The following is a 16608-nucleotide window of genomic DNA, read 5'->3' as shown; positions in this document are numbered from 1 at the left end:
TCTCCAGAACGGAATTCGGTTTTACGGTTCCGGACTGCCGATATCAGAATTGGTTGTTTATGCCAAACTTGAAGTGCTGCGTCTTGTCGAAGTCTTCCTTGGCGACCGGAATAGCGTAGTCGACGCGCAGCGTACCGAATGGCGACGCCCACATAAGACCAACGCCGACGGACGCACGGAGTGACGCATCTTCGCCGTTCACAGTATCACCGAGCGGGTCGACATCATTGCCGAACAGCGTGCCAGCGTCGGCGAACAAGGCGCCACGCAGGCCAAAGTCGCGCGGAACCAACGGGAGCGGGAACGTCGCTTCAGCCGAGACCGTGAAATAGGTCGTACCGCCGAGCGGATCGTCGTTTGCCCCGGCAATGCGCGGGCCGATGCCCTTGTTTTCGAAGCCTCTGATATCGCCGTTGGTCAGCGTGAACTGGTCAAAGACGTTCAGGCTCTTATCAAAGCCTACAACATAACCCGCCGAACCCGTAACCGAGCCGATAATGTCAGCATCATCGGCCAGCAGATGGAAATACCGCGCCTTGCCGTAGATCTTATAGAACTGCGAGTCACCGCCGATACCAGCAATTTCCTGCGTAACGCTTGCGTAGATGCCTTCGCGCGGCAGCGTCATGTCGTCAAGCGTGTTGTAGGTCAGCGTCTGCGAAACAGACGACTTTACCCATGGGCTATTCTCAACAAGGTTCTGATACGGCGCAGACAGATCGCTCAGCGAACCCGAGGGATCGTACTTCATCTGCTTGTAGTTGTAGCGGAACGTCGTCGCCAGATCTTCCGTGATCGGCGCCGTGGCACGAAGAACACCGCTGTTTTCTTCGTAGTCGTAGTTATCGTTGCTCGACGTCTCGCTGTGATTGAGGTCGAAACCGACAGCCAAACGGTAACCGAGGAAGTAAGGCTCAGTGAAGTTCAGGCCATAGGTACGAGAACCTTCCTGACCACCACCAGCGCTGATCTTGATATACTGACCGCGACCCAGGAAGTTCTTTTCCTCGACCGAGGCTTCAAGCAGCAGGCCGTCGCCGCCGGCCGCATAGCCCGCGCCGATACCGAACGAACCCGTCGACTGGTCCTGCACATCGACCACAACGACAACGCGGTCCGGAGAGCTGCCCGGCTGCGTCGAGATGTTGACCGACGAGAAGTAGCCGAGAGCTTCGAGACGGCGCTTTGCCCTCGTAATCATCTGCTGATTGAAGGCGTCCCCTTCGCTCATGTCGAACTCGCGACGAATGACAAAGTCGCGCGTGCGGCTGTTGCCGCGGATTTCGATACGCTCGACATAGGCGCGCTCGCCCTGGTCAACGAGGTATTCGACGCCGATCGTGTTGTTCGCCAGGTCACGATTGCCGCGCGGCGTTACGCGCGCAAAAGGATATCCAGCGGAGGCGACCTGGTCAGAGATCGCTTCCATCGACTTCTGGACTTCCTTGGCGCTGTAGACCTGGCCCTCGCGAGTGCGGACGAGCCCCTGCAACTGCGTGGCATCCACTCCGGGAACCGTCGACTGCACGGTTACGGCGCCGAAATTGTAGCGCGGACCTTCTTCGATATTGAAGGTCAACGTGTACTTGTTGGTCGCCTCGTCGAAGGTCGCGTCCGACGAGATGATACGGAAGTCGGCAAAGCCGCGATTGTAATAGAACTGACGCAGCGCCTCTTCGTCAGCGCGAAGCTTGTCTTCGCTGTAGACGTCCTTGCGGGTCAGGAACGACAGGAAGTTGGAGCGCTTCGTGTTGATGACCGAAGCGAGACGGCCGGAGCTATAGGCATTGTTGCCAACGAAATTGATGGCGCCGATCTTGGTGCGATCACCTTCGTCAATGACGAAAGCCAGATTGACGCGACCTTCGCCGAGCGGCACGACCTGCGTGGTCACCTGGACCTCGCTGCGACCGGTTGCCGCATACGCGTCCTTGATCGACTGAATGTCCGCCTGGATCTGCGCGTCGTTAAAAGGTCCGGCCGCGTGCGTCTTCACGATCGCAGCAAGCTTGTCGTCCTTGATCTTCCGGTTGCCGTTGAAGACGACCTGGTTGATGAGCTGCGCTTCCTGGACCGTCACGACCAGCGTGCCGCCGGAAACGGAAATCTTGACGTCGGAGAAATAGCCCGTGTCGTAAAGCTGCTTCACCGAGTCATCGATGTCGGTGTTGGAGAAGCTCTGGCCAGGCTGGATTGTGAGGTTTGAGCGAACGGCCTCAGCGCCGACACGGCTGGCGCCGCGCACATCGATGCGCTGAATCACTGCAGCTTCTGCCGTCGTAGCGGAGACGAAAACCGCTGCACCTGCTCCCGAAGCAACAATACCTGCAGACAGCGCAACCGCCGATACTGCGTTCAAAAATCTTGAACCAGCCTTCATTTCACCAATTACCTTTTTTCTCGTCCCCGGCCCCAGGCGTCCCCCGATTCCGGTCACGTGTGTCGTTTTACCCGCTTTTGTCTTACAAGCAAGGGAGCAAGTTAATTTCTGTTTACTTCATTTCAAAGCGTGACGCATTCGCCACTACAGCTTTGAAACATCGTAAATAAATGGTAATTTCCCTCGTCGAGCAATCAACCAATCAAAGCGCTTATATCGTTCCAGGTGGCAAAAACCATCAAGCTCAAAACCATCGCCAAGCCAATGCGAAACGCAATGTCCTGCGCAGACGAACCCAACGGTTTTCCCCTCACCGCTTCAATCGCATAGAACATCAAATGTCCGCCATCAAGTACCGGAACCGGCATCAAGTTCAGTAATCCGATGGAAACAGACAAGACAGCGGCAAGCTGAAGCAAAGCTGCAACGCCCAACGTCGCCATCTGACCGGAAGCCTGAGCCACGCGGATCGGTCCGCCAAGCTGGTCTGGCTTCATATAACCGGAGATCAGGTTGCCAATATACTTGAAGGTGCCAGTTACGATGTGCCAGGTCTGGATCGCGCCTTCCTTGACCGCCTCCAGCGGCGAGTAGGTCTGTACCCGGAAGTGGCCGACCTCCTGGTTGGTGACGATGCCGATCAGGCCGATTTCGATCTTGTTGCCGAACTGGTCGGTCATATCGGTTCGCGCCGGCACCATCGGCACATCCAGCTTCTGGCCGTTGCGCTCGATCGTCACGACGATTTGCTGCTCGGGCCGAATGCTGACGTAGCGCCGGACGTCGTCAAAAGTCTCGACCCTCGTTCCATCGATGGCGATCAGAAGGTCGCCAGGCACGACGCCCGCTTCGGCTGCAACGCTGCCCGGCTTGACTTCCGCAACCACAGGATCAGCAACCGATCGACCGTAGATCGAGAAGAGAACCGCAAAAATCGCAATCGCCAGGATGAAATTCGCTATCGGGCCAGCAGCAACCGTTGCGGCACGCTTCCACAGCTTCGCGCCGGCGAAGGACCGCGCACGATCCTCTTCCGACATTGACGCGAGCTTGTCGTCATCGGGCTTGCTCGATACATCCTCGTCGCCGAAGAAGCGGACATAGCCGCCCAGCGGTATCAGTGAGAGCTTCCAGCGCGTTCCATGCTTGTCGGTGAAGCCGAGCAATTCCGGACCAAAGCCGATCGAGAACGCCAATATGCGGATGCCGCTCCATCGCCCCACCAGATAGTGGCCCATTTCATGCACGAAAACGAGCAATGACAGCACGAGGACAAAGGGCACGATATAGCCCGTCAGGAATGCCAATATACCGGTCAAGCCAAGCATCTGATTTTTCCGCCAGCCTTTGCAGACATTATACGCCGAACAGGGCTGCACCGAGCGACGTTATTTCGCCGCCCTTTATCAGCGAAAAAAGCCCAGCTAGCAAGAACGCCGCAAAGCAGGCGAAAATGAGCCCGTCGACACGGTCCATGACGCCGCCATGCCCTGGAATCAGGTGGCTCGAATCCTTGACGCCGAAGCGACGCTTGATGAAGGATTCGAAGAGATCGCCGCTCTGACTGCATACCGATAGGATGAACGCAACCGGAGCCGCGAGCACGAGGCTCTGCGGAAAGGCAAAATAGGCAACCAGGCTACCGGCGATCACAGCGGAAACGGCGCCGCCAATAGCGCCGGACCATGTCTTTCCGGGAGATATCTTAGGCGCCAGCTTCGGGCCACCGATGGCGCGCCCGACGAAATAAGCAAGAATGTCGGTCGACCACACGACTGCGAATACAAAGAGCATCGCGAAAAGGCCGACGCTATCGGAGCCGCGGATGCTCGAAAGGGCAATTCCCGTAAGACCCGCGTACACGATCCCCGTGGGAAACCAGCGCGATACGCCGGACACAAGCACGAAGCCGACAGCAATCAGGAAGAACAGCACCAGTAGTAACAGGGAATATCCGAGCGTCCCCGCAACGACGGCCACCGCGATTGCCGCCTGCCCTATCCAACCGATCGCATTGGCGACCGGCTGTTCCGTGTCAAGCTTCGTAATGGTCGACCATTCATAGTAGATCAGCAGTCCGATCGCTGCCGACAGCAGGCTGAAGGCAACGCCGCCGTACCAGGTGGCGAGCAGAACGATAACGGCAAGGATTACGCCCGAAATAATGCGTAGCTTCAGCTCCTGCTGCATCAGGTGCCCACTGCCGCAGCCGTCTGTGCCACCAGTCCGCCAAAGCGACGGTCGCGCGACGCGAAGGTTTCCAACGCCGAGTAGAAGATCTCCCGGCTGAAATCGGGCCAGTACTCGGGCACGAAAATGAACTCGGAGTAGGCCGCCTGCCAGAGCAGGAAGTTGGAAAGGCGTTCTTCACCGCTTGTGCGGATGATCAGGTCCGGATCCGGGATCCCGGCCGTGTCGAGCCGCGCATCGATCAGCGCCGGAGAAATATCCTGCGCCTTCAGCCGGCCTGCCTCGACATCCCGTGCAAGGCTCGCCATCGCACGCGCGATCTCGTCGCGCGAGCCATAGTTGAAGGCGATGATGAGCGTCAGCGCGGTATTCGTCTTTGTGGTCTCTTCCGCATCCACGAGAAGATCGAGGATGTCGCTCTTGAGGCTGTGCCGGTCGCCAATCACTTTCACGCGCACGTTCTGGCGATGCAGTTCCGCCAAGTCACGCCGAATGAAGGCTTTCAGCAATCCGAGGAGATCCGAGACCTCCGTTTCCGGACGCCGCCAGTTTTCCGACGAGAAGGCGAAGAGCGTGAGATATTTGATCCCGACGTCGCCCGCTGCGCGCACGGCCTCGCGCACAGCGTCAACGCCCTTTCGATGCCCCATCGTCCGCGGAAGCCCGCGCTGCTTTGCCCATCGGCCGTTGCCGTCCATGATGATGGCAACGTGTTCTGGCACAGTCAAAAATGTTCGTTCCGACATTTCCCGTCCGGTTCTTGCAGCCAAGGCGCAGCCGCAGCGCGCCTTAAACCTGCATGATTTCCTTTTCCTTCTCGCCAAGCAAGCGGTCGACCTCAGAAATCGTCTCGTCGGTCATCTTCTGCACACGATCTGATTGTGCCCGGCTTTCGTCCTGGCCAATCGCACCGTCTTTTTCGGCTTTCTTAAGGCCGTCCATGCCGTCACGACGTACATGGCGAATCGCAACCTTGCTCTTCTCGGCATAGTCGTGGGCGACCTTCACCAGCGATTTGCGGCGCTCCTCGTTGAGCTCCGGCAGCGGGATACGCAGGTTCTGGCCATCGATGATCGGATTGAGGCCGAGGTTGGCCTCGCGGATCGCGCGATCGACGGCGTTGACCATCGACTTGTCCCAGACGGAGATGCCAAGCATACGCGGCTCTGGAACGGTCACGTTTGCCACCTGGTTCAGCGGCACGCGCGAACCATAGGCCTCGACCATGACAGGGTCGAGAATGTTGGCCGAGGCGCGGCCGGTGCGCAGCGATGCGATATCGTGCTTGAACGCGGAAATCGCGCCATCCATGCGGCGCTTGAGTTCCTTGATGTCGATGCCTTCACTCATTTTATTGCTCCCGTCTTGGTAGAAGCTGCGGCAAAGCAGGCCGCCCACTCAATCAGTTATCAGAGACGATGGTCTTGAGGCCACCGCCCTTGAGGATTTCAGCAAAACCACCCTTCTCGTGGATCGAGAAGACGATGATCGGAATGGAATTCTCCCGTGCAAGCGCCACTGCCGCGACGTCCATGACGGCCAGTCCCTTGTCGAGGACTTCCTTGTGCGTCAGGTGGTCGAAGCGCGTCGCCTCGGGATCTTTTTTCGGATCAGCCGAATAAATACCATCGACTTGCGTTCCCTTGAAGATCGCTTCCGCTCCCATTTCGGCGGCGCGCAACGCGGCTGCCGAGTCCGTCGTGAAGAACGGGTTGCCGGTGCCGCCTGCGAAGATCACGACGCGGCCGAGCGACAGATGGTAGAGCGTCGCGCGCTGCGAGAAACTCTCGCAGATCTCCGGCATCGCAATCGCCGAGAGCACAACAGTGTCGATGTTCAGCTTGCGCAGCGACGTTGCCAGCGCCAGCGCGTTGATGACGGTCGCGAGCATGCCCATGTGGTCGCCGGTAACGCGATCGCCACCCTTGGAGGCAACTGCGACACCGCGGAAGATGTTGCCGCCGCCGACGACGACGCCGACTTCCACACCCATCTGCCGCGCTTCGGCTATGTCAGCCGCAATGCGGTCTGCGACCGCTACATCAATTCCAAATCCCTGGCTGCCCATGAGGGCTTCGCCGGAAGCCTTGAGTAGAACGCGTTTGTAGACAGGCTCTGACGACATCGTGGCTCCTCGTATATTACCGCTGTGTGCCGGATACACGAAGGGCACCGCGTTGTCACGCGATGCCCTTCGGTTTTCACATGTATAGGTCGATCAGCCCTTGGCGACAGCGGCCACTTCAGCAGCGAAGTCGCTCTCTTCCTTCTCGACGCCTTCGCCGAGGAGAAGGCGTGCCATGCCGACGACTTCGATCTTGGCGCCGGCTTCCTTTTCTGCTTCCTTGACAGCAGCGCCGACCGTCAGGTCGGGGTTGATGACGAAAGCCTGCGAGAGCAGAGCAACTTCTTCGAAGAACTTGCGCATACGGCCTTCGACCATCTTTTCGATGATGGCTTCCGGCTTGCCGGATTCGCGGGCCTGCTCGATGAAGACGTTGCGTTCGCGCTCGGCAACGGCAGCGTCGACTTCTTCGGCGCGGATGGCGAGCGGGTTGGTCGCAGCGATGTGCATGGCAACCTGGCGGCCGATCGAGGTCAGGACGGCCTTGTCACCTTCCGACTTCAGGGCGACGAGCACGCCGAGCTTGCCGATGCCGTCGCCAGCAGCGTTGTGGATGTAGGTCGCAACAACGCCGTGCTCGACTTCGAGCTTGGCAGCGCGACGGAGCGTCATGTTTTCGCCGATGGTCGCGATCGCGTCCTTGATGGTGTCGGCGACCGGCTTGCCGGATGCCGGGTATGTCGCGGCAGCAATGGCTTCAACCGTGCCATCGGTGGACAGGGCAACGTTGGCGATGCCGCGAACGAGATCCTGGAAGGCATCGTTGCGGGCAACGAAGTCCGTTTCCGAGTTCAGCTCGACGACAACAGCCTTGTGACCGGCGCCGGCAATGGCAATCAGGCCTTCAGCAGCAGCGCGGCCGGCCTTCTTGTCGGCCTTGGAGATGCCCTTGGCGCGCAGCCAGTCGATCGATGCTTCGATGTCGCCGTTGTTTTCGAGCAGCGCCTTCTTGCAGTCCATCATTCCTGCGCCGGACTTCTCGCGCAGTTCCTTCACCAGTGCAGCCGTAATCTCGGTCATAAGCTTCCTCTTGTCGGTTCAAACGGTGGCCCGCAAAGGCGGTACAACACCGGATTGAGGCACGAAATGTACCTGTATGTATGACAGCGTGATGAAAGACGCCTCATACGAAACTCAAATGGCGAGAGACTGATCGCCCTCGCCTGAAACGGTCAAGGCCGCCGAACTTTAGAAAGTCGCGAGCGGCCTTTTCCCAATCTCTGGAAAGCATGACGGGCCATCCAGCCCGACTGCTTCTTTTATCAGGCTTCGGCTTCGCCTTCGAGCGCCGGCTCAACCGGAGCTTCGATCGATGCGCCGAGATCGCGGCCCGACGAGCTCTGCTGGCGAGCGATACCGTCGATGGCAGCGCGTGCGATCAGGTCGCAGTAGAGAGCGATGGCGCGCGAGGCGTCGTCGTTGCCCGGGATCGGATAGTCGATCAGATCAGGATCGCAGTTCGAGTCGATGATTGCGACAACCGGGATGCCGAGGCGCTTGGCTTCGTCGATCGCGATCTTTTCCTTGTTGGTGTCGATGATGAACATCAGGTCCGGCGTGCCGCCCATGTCCTTGATACCACCGAGAGCCTTGTCGAGCTTTTCGCGCTCGCGCTCGAGGTTCAGGCGCTCTTTCTTGTTGTAGCCGGACTGTTCCGAAGACAGGATTTCGTCGAGCTTACGCAGGCGCTGGATCGAGTTGGAGATCGTCTTCCAGTTGGTCATCATGCCGCCGAGCCAACGCGAGTTGACATAGTACTGAGCGGAACGCTTGGCCGAGTCAGCGATCAGCTCGGAAGCCTGGCGCTTGGTGCCGACGAAGAGAACGCGGCCGCCACGAGCAACGGTGTCGGAGACAACCTGCAGGGCGCGCGACAGCATCGGAACGGTCTGAGCCAAGTCGATGATGTGGATGTTGTTACGATCGCCGAAAATGTACGGCTTCATCTTCGGGTTCCAGCGGTGCGTCTGGTGGCCGAAGTGGACGCCTGCTTCGAGGAGCTGGCGCATAGAAAAATCGGGCAATGCCATGCCTTGTTATCCTTTTCCGGTTGAACCTCCGCAAGGCTAACAGCACCCTCTTCGAGGATGCCACCGGGCGGAACAATCCGGATTTCTCCCGGACCATCCCATGCCTTACGTGTGGAATGCGGGTGGCCTTACCCTCCCTTCCGCAGAAAATCAAGGCTTCCTGCGAAAAAAGCGACATTCGGAGCCGGCAGCCGGCGTGGGGTGGAGAGGATGGACCGGCAGGCCCTTGGCGTCCACCACCGCGCCAAGCGTCAATCGGACTCGCAGGGCCAGCTTGTCGGCGCGGAGAGACCGGCGGGCAACTTGGTCTTGGCATCCCCGCAGGCAAGATCGACCTGAGCCTGCTCGAGACCAGTCGCGGCGGACAAATCAAGCCCTTCGATCCGCGTCAGAAACATGAAGGCGCGATCGAACGCCACCGGTCCTTCAAATGTTGCCTCGCTGAGGTCAGCGCGAGATAGATTGGCGAGCGAGAACCGTGCGCCCGTTAGAACGGCTCGGTCAAAACTTGCGCGGCCAAGTTCGGCCTTCTCAAAATTCGCACCACTGAGCTTTGCACCATTGAAATTGGAGCGTTGGAGTTCCGCGCCGGCGAACGACGCTCCTTCTGCGAAGACGTTCTCGAAGCCGGATCGATAGGCCTCGATTTTCGAGAAGTTCGCCTTGCCGGCCTGCGCTCCCGTAAACCATGCCCGCACTAGTGTTGCCTTCTCGAAATTCGCTCCGGTCAGGTTGGTGTGGCTGAGATTGGTCAGGCTGAGATCGGCATCTCCCAGGTTGGCACCCTGGAAGTCGCTCCCTTGCAACATGAGATTCCTCTTGGTGCATTCACTCCAATTAACTCCTGCCGCCGGCGTGCTGCCGCAATCTGCAGCGAGGGCCGGAGGGCTCACGAACAACGTCAGCGCAACCAGTCCCGTTGAAATACCATAGAGTCCGCCACTCAAAACACCATGCCGCATCGTCAAGATTCTCACTCCAATCCGACTCTAGCGCCCAAATCAGCGCGCCTTTCGAATTATTAGCATAGAGAGGGTTTACTTAGCGACAATCGTCGGCGTGCGCATTCGTGGCGGTTATTTGCGAAACTAGACAGCGAATGCCATAAAAAATTGCTGCTCAAAGCCGTGTCCAAGCGTTCGTCGAAGGTTCGGAGGCAATGCGATAGAGCGTTGTCGCGAACCGTGCGGATCTCCTATATGCTTAGCGGCGAGCGCCCTGTCATGCGCGATCTGAGAAGGGACGGAAAATGTCCACTCTAGCGCTGTTAATAGTGCAGGCAGATATTCCTAACGAAGCGGACCGAGCGCCTTTCGACGAATGGTATGATCGCCATATGCCAGACGCATTACGCGCTTTTGGGGCACTCCACGCGTGGCGCGCTTGGAGCCGAACAAATCCCTCGAAGCACACTGCCTTCTATGAATTCTCTAGTTTGGAGGCAGCGAACGCCGCGATGCGATCGCCGGGCCAAGAATTCGATGTCACATGGGGCTCACGCGCCACACGGACGCGTGACGTTCTAGAGGTTGTTCAAAGCGCGCCTGTTTCAGACTGAGCAGGCCCGTTCAAGCTGGGAAATCGAACCTTCAGCCCGCGACAAAGTCCATGAAGTGCGAGTTTAGGTAGGGATGTCCTGCTTGTTGCACTTGCTACATTCCGGTTATTTGCAGGCAGCCGATTTGCTGTCGAGCAGTTCGAGCTTCGCAAGCCTGCCGCTCAATACAAAATCGCCATAGTCCATCGTCAGATCACGCGTGATGCCATTTTCATAGAGCTTGAACGACATACGGTAGACCGGCAAAGCGTCCGTCTTCGTATTCTCGTTGAAATACGAGATCGTGACCGGCCAGAAGGCTGCCTTCGAGAAGGCGCCAGCATTGCCCGCATCGGCCTCGTCGGTTGCGGGCGCCACCTGCTTTCCGACCACCGTCGTCGTCACCAACGCCTTGTCTCCATCGTCCGAGCCGTCAAAGACGCGCGCCTCGAACAGGCGCTTGCCAGCCTTGGCGTTTTGGATCACGTCCAGCATATGTTCCGTCGGGAACCGGCTTGCCGCCAGCTGCAACTCCTTGCTGGTCGGCTGGGTTAAGGCAACTTTGACACCTTCAGCCTGGTCCTGCGCGGCACCGTTAACCTCCTTGTCGAGCTGGTCGTCGGTGAAGGATTTGGTGTCGAAGGTGAACCGGCGGTCCTTGAGGTTCTCGAAGGTCTTTGTCTGCTGGTCGCTGACGCGGACGGCATCGCCCGTATCGATCTGGGTCACGAAACGGAAGTTAGTGGTGAAGCCCGTGCAGTAATTGCCGTCGAACTCATAAACCATGCGGCCCGACATGCCCGAAATGCCGGAGCGCTCGGAGGCATCCTTCAATTCCAGATCGTAGACCGCCCGGTGAGCAACGAGGCCAGTCGCGATCGCCGCACTCGTTACCGGCGCGGCCGCATGGACGGTCGTCGAAACGCTCGCCAGAAGAAGTGCGGCAAGACTCGATCGGAACATTGACAATCTCCTGTTGGACTCGCCTGCAATGTTATAAGAACGCTTTCGGCCAAATCGAGGCTCGAAAATGTCACAAAGCAGATTCCAAGCCTTGATGCATAATTTTAGAACTATTGACAATAAAAGCGGAGAGGAAAATGCCCGATCAAATCGCTGCGCGCCTGAAAGAAATGGGGATATCCCTGCCTGAGGCTGCTGCACCGGCCGCCAACTACGTCCCCTACGTCATCAGCGGGAACCTTCTCTACATCTCCGGACAGCTGCCGCTCGAGGGCGGAGAGATTGCTGTTCTCGGTCACCTGGGCAAGAATGTAGACGTCGCAACCGGCCAGCGCGCCGCGGAACTCTGCGCCATCAACATCCTCGCCCAAGCAAGCGCTGCCCTCGGCGGCGATCTCGGTCGCATCAAGCGCGTCATCAAGCTCAACGGCTTCGTGGCCTCAACTCCTGATTTCGTCGAACAGCATCTCGTCATCAATGGCGCCTCCAACCTGATTGCAGGCGTGCTTGGCGAGACCGGAAAGCATGCGCGCGCCGCCGTCGGCATGGCCGCGTTGCCGATGAACGCCGCTGTCGAAATCGATGCGATCGTGGAAATTGCCTGATGACCTCAGCAGCATGGCTCAAGGAGCAACCGGTCGCCCATCGCGGCTATCATGACCTCAACAAGACGGTCTGGGAAAACACACTCTCCGCCTTCACGCGCGCAGTCGATGCAGGATTCGCGATCGAGTGCGATCTGCACTATGCGTCCGACGGCGTTCCTGTTGTCTTCCATGACGAGGATTTGGAGCGTCTGTGCAATCTGAAGGGAGACGTGCGCGAACGCACGTCCAAGGAGCTCGGTCTCATCTCCGTCGGCGGGACGACCGACAAGATCCCGACGCTGCGGCAGCTGCTCGATCTCGTGAAGGGTCAGGTTCCCTTGGTCATCGAGCTGAAAGGCCGCGAGGCCGATGACGAGGGCTTTGCCGAAGCAGTTCTCGAAGTGCTTGAAGGCTATGAAGGCAAGGTCGCCCTCATGAGCTTCGACCACTGGCTGCTTCGCGATCTGAAGGCGCTCAATGCCCCCTATCCTCTCGGGCTGACGGCAGGCGGCAACAAGCCGGAAGAATTCGAAGTGCATGAAAAGGCGATTAAACTCGGCCTTGACTTCATTTCCTATTTCGTCGCCGACCTGCCGAACCCGTTCATAACCGCCCAGCGCGAAAAGGGCATGGTTGTCATCACCTGGACCGTCCGCGACGAAAAGGGGCGAAAGCATACCTTCGAGAATGCCGATCAGATGACGTTCGAAGGATTCGATCCGCGCGTTTCGGTTTGACGCTCGCTTTTTGGACAAGATCATGCTCAGACTGTTGGTGAGCCCTATTCTCCTCCCAAACGGTCTCGCATTCGCTCCATGACAGACGAACTTTCAATCCGCATCGAGCGGTCTTTCACCGCGATTTCCCCGGAGAGCTGGTCTCAGCTTTCCGGGGCCTCCCGCAAAGGCAGCGTTCTCGCCTACAATCCGTTCGTGTCGCATGCTTTCCTGTCTTCGCTGGAGGAATCAGGTTCGGCGACCGCACAAACCGGCTGGATGGGTCATCATCTTCTATTGGAAACCGACAAAGGCGAACTCATCGGCGCCCTGCCCGGTTATCTCAAGAACCACAGCCAGGGAGAATATGTTTTCGACCACGGCTGGGCCGATGCTTTCGAACGAGCCGGCGGACGCTACTATCCGAAGCTGCAATGCTCCATCCCCTTTACCCCTGCGACCGGCCCGCGCCTGCTTGTCGCCGAAGGTCTGCTGCGCCTGCCGATCCAGCACGCCATTGCCGAGAGCCTCAAGGAGGTCGTGCGCCGGCTTGGCATCTCTTCCGCCCACATCACATTCGTGCCCGAAGACGAGATCGGCATCTTCGAAGATGAGGACTACCTGCACAGGACGGATCAGCAGTTCCACTTCATCAACGATGGCTACGCCAATCACGATGAGTTTCTGGAAACGCTCGCGTCGCGCAAGCGCAAAGCACTTCGCAAGGAACGCCGCACCGCACTCGAACAGGGCATTGAAATTGATTGGCTGACCGGTCGCGATCTGACAGAACGGATCTGGGATCAGTTCTTCGAATTCTATATGGACACGGGCGGCCGAAAATGGGGCCGGCCTTACCTGACGCGCAAGTTCTACTCGCTGATCGGCGAGCGCATGCCCGATGACATCCTGCTCGTCATGGCGAAGCGTGACGGTCGCTATATTGCCGGTGCGATCAACTTCATCGGCGGCGATACGCTTTATGGCCGTCATTGGGGCTGCATCGAGGACCATCCGTTCCTGCATTTCGAAGTCTGCTATCATCAGGCAGTCGACTTTGCATTGGCGAAAGGCCTCAAACGGGTGGAAGCCGGCGCCCAGGGCGAGCACAAGCTGGCACGAGGTTACCTGCCGGTGACAACTCACTCTGCGCATTATGTTGCTCATGCTGGGTTGCGGCGGGCGATAGCCGACTATCTCGAGCGCGAGCGTGACGACGTAGAGCACATGAACGAGATCCTGACGGAGCACAGCCCGTTTCGAAAGGGCGAGCGCCAGCAGGAGGATTGACGCTTTCGCCCCTGCCGCGCTACGCGATCACAGCAGCAACGAGGAGAGTTCGTATGACCAGCGCCGCCTACGACAGCAACAACATTTTCGCCAAGATCCTGCGTGGCGAAATTCCCTCGCACCGCATTTACGAAGACAGCGACACGATCGCCTTCATGGATGTGATGCCGCAGGCTCCGGGCCATGTGCTTGTCCTTCCCAAGGCGGCGTCACGCAACCTGCTCGATGCGGACCCGACCGTTCTCGCCAAGACCATCCCCGTCGTCCAGAAGATCGCCAATGCCGTCAAGGAAGCCTTCGACGCCGACGGCGTCTTCGTCTGCCAGTTCAACGAAGCAGCCGCCGGCCAGACCGTCTTTCACCTGCACTTCCACATAATCCCGCGTTATGAAGGTACGGCCCTGCGTCCGCATTCCGGGCAGATGGAAGACAATGCCGTACTCGCGGCGAACGCGGAGAAGATTAAGGCTGAGCTCTAGTCCGCCAGCCGTATTGTTGAATTTTGCGCATCCGCCGGCGTCGCCTTCTCAAGTAGAGATCGCGCCAGTGCATAGGCGATAGCAAAGGTCACACCACCGCCGACAAGATCGACCAGATGATGCCCTCCGTGTACGAGAATTGCGGGCATCATCAGCGCATTCAGGATGGCCGCTGGAACGAAGACGAACCGGATACGGGCAAGGAAGCAGACCGACATGCACGCCATGACCATGTGGAAGGAAGGGAATGCGATCAGGCCGAGCACATTGGCTGGCGTCAGATAAGTGCTTCCTTCGCGCAACACGCGGCCGAGTTCCGTTCCATAGGCGGGACTAACAGCCAGCGGCATTGCCTCGACGACCTGCCGAGGGAGCCGCTGGAATGCAGCGGGACCGATCGACGGCAAGAAAAACCAGAACATGATTGCCAGCAGCGCCCCGATAACTCCCGTCAGCAGAAAATGCTGCAGTCTCGTTGTTCTTCCAGAAAAACCAAGAACCAGGATCACGCCCAACAGCTGCATCAGCGAACTCGTGTAGACCGCGTACAACACGAGACCAACCAGCGGATGGCGCGCAGCCCATTCGACGATAGCGGGCCAGGAATACCCAAGCATGCCGTCGATCTGCGTTAGCGTGCCGTCAATCTGCGCGAAGTAGGAAGGCAACAACAGATAGTTGAAGATAGAACCGGCAATCGTGAAGAGCACGAAGAGACCCGCAGCGGTCGCCGCTGCCGCGATCCGGTCATTGTGGCGGACACGCCGATAAAATTGGCCAAGGGCAACCAGGAACGCGCCGCAAGCAATGAGGCTCGCATATCCTACAAAGTCTATGCCAACGCCCTTCAACAACAACAGGCAGGCATCAAGAAGTGCCAAGGTCGCGATGATGAAAACAATGAAACGTTCAGCCGGCAGAAACACCATCATAAGGCTCCTTGCTGGAGCCGATATAAAGCCGGTTCACTTAAGAATCGTCTAAGCAACCGCTAGTGGAAAAACAAAAGGCGGCCTTCGGCCGCCTCAGACCGCTGACAAACCCGTCGATATTTTCGGCGGGTTTGTTTTTTTGGACGTTGGTTGTTTTAAGTTGGGTTCTGCGGCGCGGCGAAGTTGGCGGTCTCTGGCCCTCATGCCATGGCTGGTCTGGGTGGCTTGGTGAGCGCCATTGCGATCTTCTTGATGTTTTGGGCGGCTGCGGCCAGCAGGCACTGGCATGCGACACGGGTGAGACTTCGGAAGCGGGCATAGCGATGGCCGTGAAGCTGCTTGGCATCGGCAAACGAGCGCTCGACCGTCTCCTTGCGGCGCTTATAGATTGCCTTGCCCCAAGGGGTCAGGCGGTTGGCGTCGGTGCGCTGGCGCGCATCGGCCCAGACATGGCGGGTGATGGTGCGCACCGCCTTGGTGTTTGATGTGCAGGAGGCGAGCAGCGGACAGGTTTGGCAGATCGCCGGGTCGGATGTGTAGTGGCGATAACCGTTGCGGTCGGTGGTGGCATAGGCGAGCAGTTGGCCTTCGGGGCAGCGATAACCGTCCGTCTCGGGCTCATAGTCGAACTTCGACTTGCGCATCATGCCATCTTTGGGTGGGGTCGGATTGCGATAGCCGGTGACGCCTAGGATCTGGCGGTCCTCCAGCCCCTTGGCGATGCCGGACGTGGCATAGCCGGCATCCAGGCCGACGGCGCCGACCTCGAAGCCGAACCGCTCCCGCTGCCGGTCGAGCCGCTCGAGATAGACGATACTGTCATGCACATTGGCCGGCGTCACATGGGTGTCGGTGATGATCGCAAGCTTGCCGTCGACCGTGCGGTGGTCGAGATAGAAGAAGCCCTTCGGCTTGCCGTCGCGCACCATGTAGCCGCTGTCGGGATCGGTGCGCGACACCTTGATTTCCTTCACCTGCGGCTCACGCTCTTTGTCCTTCAGCGGCTTTTGCCCGTGCAGCGTCCGCTCCGCCTCGATCGCCCGGTCGAGATCGGCCCAATAATCGGCCCGCGACTTTTCGATCATCGCAAGATCGTATTTGCCCTTGTTGGCATTCGCCTTCAGATGCGTTGAATCCGTGTAAAGCACCGTGCCATCGACCAGCTTGTGGGCGATCGCCTGGCTGACGATATGATCAAAGATGTCCTGGGCCACCGACGTGTCGTTGAAGCGCCGGCGGCGGTTCTGCGACAGGGTCGAGGCGTCGAACACGGGATCCGTCAGCTTCAGCCGCAAGAACCAGCGGTAGGCGACGTTGACCTCGATCTCGCGCACCAACTGACGCTCCGAGCGCACGCCGAACAGGTAACCGATGAACAG

General features: G+C 58.7%; 16 protein-coding genes. 4 read left to right on the top strand and 12 right to left on the bottom strand.

The window, feature by feature from the left end:
* Positions 1-43: 43 nt before the first annotated feature.
* From bamA to AS026_RS34595, 10 genes are all read right to left on the bottom strand, one after another.
* Complete coding sequence (bamA, locus tag AS026_RS34640; protein ID WP_025659035.1) at positions 44-2380, bottom strand: outer membrane protein assembly factor BamA; 2337 nt, start codon at positions 2378-2380, stop codon at positions 44-46.
* Between the two features lie 194 nt (positions 2381-2574).
* Complete coding sequence (gene rseP / locus AS026_RS34635) at positions 2575-3708, bottom strand: RIP metalloprotease RseP (protein ID WP_062375382.1); 1134 nt, start codon at positions 3706-3708, stop codon at positions 2575-2577.
* Between the two features lie 28 nt (positions 3709-3736).
* Positions 3737-4570: a phosphatidate cytidylyltransferase gene (locus AS026_RS34630; protein ID WP_062375380.1), complete on the bottom strand. Its 834-nt coding sequence runs from the start codon at positions 4568-4570 to the stop codon at positions 3737-3739.
* Positions 4570-5316, bottom strand: coding sequence for an isoprenyl transferase (locus tag AS026_RS34625; protein ID WP_026372003.1), 747 nt, complete (start codon positions 5314-5316; stop codon positions 4570-4572). Before AS026_RS34625 ends, AS026_RS34630 begins: the two co-directional genes overlap by 1 nt.
* Positions 5317-5359: 43 nt before the next feature.
* A complete protein-coding gene (gene frr / locus AS026_RS34620) occupies positions 5360-5920 on the bottom strand; it encodes a ribosome recycling factor (RefSeq protein ID WP_018858823.1) in 561 nt (186 codons plus the stop codon).
* 52 nt (positions 5921-5972) lie between these two features.
* Positions 5973-6695 (bottom strand): UMP kinase, encoded by a 723-nt coding sequence (gene pyrH, locus AS026_RS34615; RefSeq protein ID WP_018858824.1) that lies wholly within the window; start codon positions 6693-6695, stop codon positions 5973-5975.
* Positions 6696-6788: 93 nt separating this feature from the next.
* On the bottom strand, positions 6789-7715 hold the full coding sequence (gene tsf, locus AS026_RS34610) for a translation elongation factor Ts (protein ID WP_025659039.1): 927 nt from the start codon (positions 7713-7715) through the stop codon (positions 6789-6791).
* Positions 7716-7957: 242 nt separating this feature from the next.
* Positions 7958-8725 carry a 30S ribosomal protein S2 gene (gene rpsB, locus AS026_RS34605; protein ID WP_016553822.1) on the bottom strand — a complete coding sequence of 256 codons (768 nt, stop codon included), beginning with the start codon at positions 8723-8725 and terminating at the stop codon, positions 7958-7960.
* 251 nt (positions 8726-8976) lie between these two features.
* Positions 8977-9687, bottom strand: coding sequence for a pentapeptide repeat-containing protein (locus AS026_RS34600; RefSeq protein WP_198021134.1), 711 nt, complete (start codon positions 9685-9687; stop codon positions 8977-8979).
* A gap of 701 nt (positions 9688-10388) precedes the next feature.
* Entirely contained in the window at positions 10389-11225 is an 837-nt protein-coding gene (locus AS026_RS34595; RefSeq protein ID WP_025659042.1) for a cell envelope integrity EipB family protein, read from the bottom strand.
* Between the two features lie 137 nt (positions 11226-11362).
* On the opposite strand from AS026_RS34595, the gene AS026_RS34590 reads away from it, so the two are divergent.
* The 4 genes from AS026_RS34590 to AS026_RS34575 all read left to right on the top strand — a co-directional run bounded on the left by AS026_RS34590 (position 11363) and on the right by AS026_RS34575 (position 14297).
* On the top strand, positions 11363-11830 hold the full coding sequence (locus AS026_RS34590; RefSeq protein ID WP_062375377.1) for a RidA family protein: 468 nt from the start codon (positions 11363-11365) through the stop codon (positions 11828-11830).
* Complete coding sequence (locus AS026_RS34585; RefSeq protein WP_018858829.1) at positions 11830-12549, top strand: glycerophosphodiester phosphodiesterase; 720 nt, start codon at positions 11830-11832, stop codon at positions 12547-12549. Before AS026_RS34590 ends, AS026_RS34585 begins: the two co-directional genes overlap by 1 nt.
* A gap of 78 nt (positions 12550-12627) precedes the next feature.
* Positions 12628-13818 carry a GNAT family N-acetyltransferase gene (locus tag AS026_RS34580; RefSeq protein WP_062375375.1) on the top strand — a complete coding sequence of 397 codons (1191 nt, stop codon included), beginning with the start codon at positions 12628-12630 and terminating at the stop codon, positions 13816-13818.
* Positions 13819-13871: 53 nt separating this feature from the next.
* Positions 13872-14297, top strand: a complete 426-nt coding sequence (locus AS026_RS34575; protein ID WP_062375372.1) for an HIT family protein — start codon at positions 13872-13874, stop codon at positions 14295-14297.
* Here AS026_RS34575 and AS026_RS34570 read toward each other — a convergent pair.
* On the bottom strand, positions 14294-15226 hold the full coding sequence (locus tag AS026_RS34570) for a phosphatase PAP2 family protein (protein WP_062375370.1): 933 nt from the start codon (positions 15224-15226) through the stop codon (positions 14294-14296). The two genes, AS026_RS34575 and AS026_RS34570, sit on opposite strands and share 4 nt — an antisense overlap.
* A gap of 203 nt (positions 15227-15429) precedes the next feature.
* Positions 15430-16608 (bottom strand): IS1182 family transposase (locus AS026_RS34565; protein ID WP_062371485.1); only part of this gene is annotated, 1179 nt, incomplete at its 5' end.

It is taken from the genome of Rhizobium altiplani (genome assembly GCF_001542405.1).
Taxonomy (GTDB): domain Bacteria; phylum Pseudomonadota; class Alphaproteobacteria; order Rhizobiales; family Rhizobiaceae; genus Rhizobium; species Rhizobium altiplani.
The sequence above is the reverse complement of the archived record's forward strand: the minus strand, read 5'-3'. Positions and strand labels throughout refer to the sequence as shown.

Bases quoted from the DNA above. Each gene is read 5' to 3' on its own strand.
- bamA (WP_025659035.1), bottom strand. From the start codon at position 2,380: ATGAAGGCTGGTTCAAGATTTTTGAACGCAGTATCGGCGGTTGCGCTG.
- rseP (WP_062375382.1), bottom strand. From the start codon at position 3,708: ATGCTTGGCTTGACCGGTATATTGGCATTCCTGACGGGCTATATCGTG.
- AS026_RS34630 (WP_062375380.1), bottom strand. From the start codon at position 4,570: ATGCAGCAGGAGCTGAAGCTACGCATTATTTCGGGCGTAATCCTTGCC.
- AS026_RS34625 (WP_026372003.1), bottom strand. From the start codon at position 5,316: ATGTCGGAACGAACATTTTTGACTGTGCCAGAACACGTTGCCATCATC.
- frr (WP_018858823.1), bottom strand. From the start codon at position 5,920: ATGAGTGAAGGCATCGACATCAAGGAACTCAAGCGCCGCATGGATGGC.
- pyrH (WP_018858824.1), bottom strand. From the start codon at position 6,695: ATGTCGTCAGAGCCTGTCTACAAACGCGTTCTACTCAAGGCTTCCGGC.
- tsf (WP_025659039.1), bottom strand. From the start codon at position 7,715: ATGACCGAGATTACGGCTGCACTGGTGAAGGAACTGCGCGAGAAGTCC.
- rpsB (WP_016553822.1), bottom strand. From the start codon at position 8,725: ATGGCATTGCCCGATTTTTCTATGCGCCAGCTCCTCGAAGCAGGCGTC.
- AS026_RS34600 (WP_198021134.1), bottom strand. From the start codon at position 9,687: ATGCGGCATGGTGTTTTGAGTGGCGGACTCTATGGTATTTCAACGGGA.
- AS026_RS34595 (WP_025659042.1), bottom strand. From the start codon at position 11,225: ATGTTCCGATCGAGTCTTGCCGCACTTCTTCTGGCGAGCGTTTCGACG.
- AS026_RS34590 (WP_062375377.1), top strand. From the start codon at position 11,363: ATGCCCGATCAAATCGCTGCGCGCCTGAAAGAAATGGGGATATCCCTG.
- AS026_RS34585 (WP_018858829.1), top strand. From the start codon at position 11,830: ATGACCTCAGCAGCATGGCTCAAGGAGCAACCGGTCGCCCATCGCGGC.
- AS026_RS34580 (WP_062375375.1), top strand. From the start codon at position 12,628: ATGACAGACGAACTTTCAATCCGCATCGAGCGGTCTTTCACCGCGATT.
- AS026_RS34575 (WP_062375372.1), top strand. From the start codon at position 13,872: ATGACCAGCGCCGCCTACGACAGCAACAACATTTTCGCCAAGATCCTG.
- AS026_RS34570 (WP_062375370.1), bottom strand. From the start codon at position 15,226: ATGGTGTTTCTGCCGGCTGAACGTTTCATTGTTTTCATCATCGCGACC.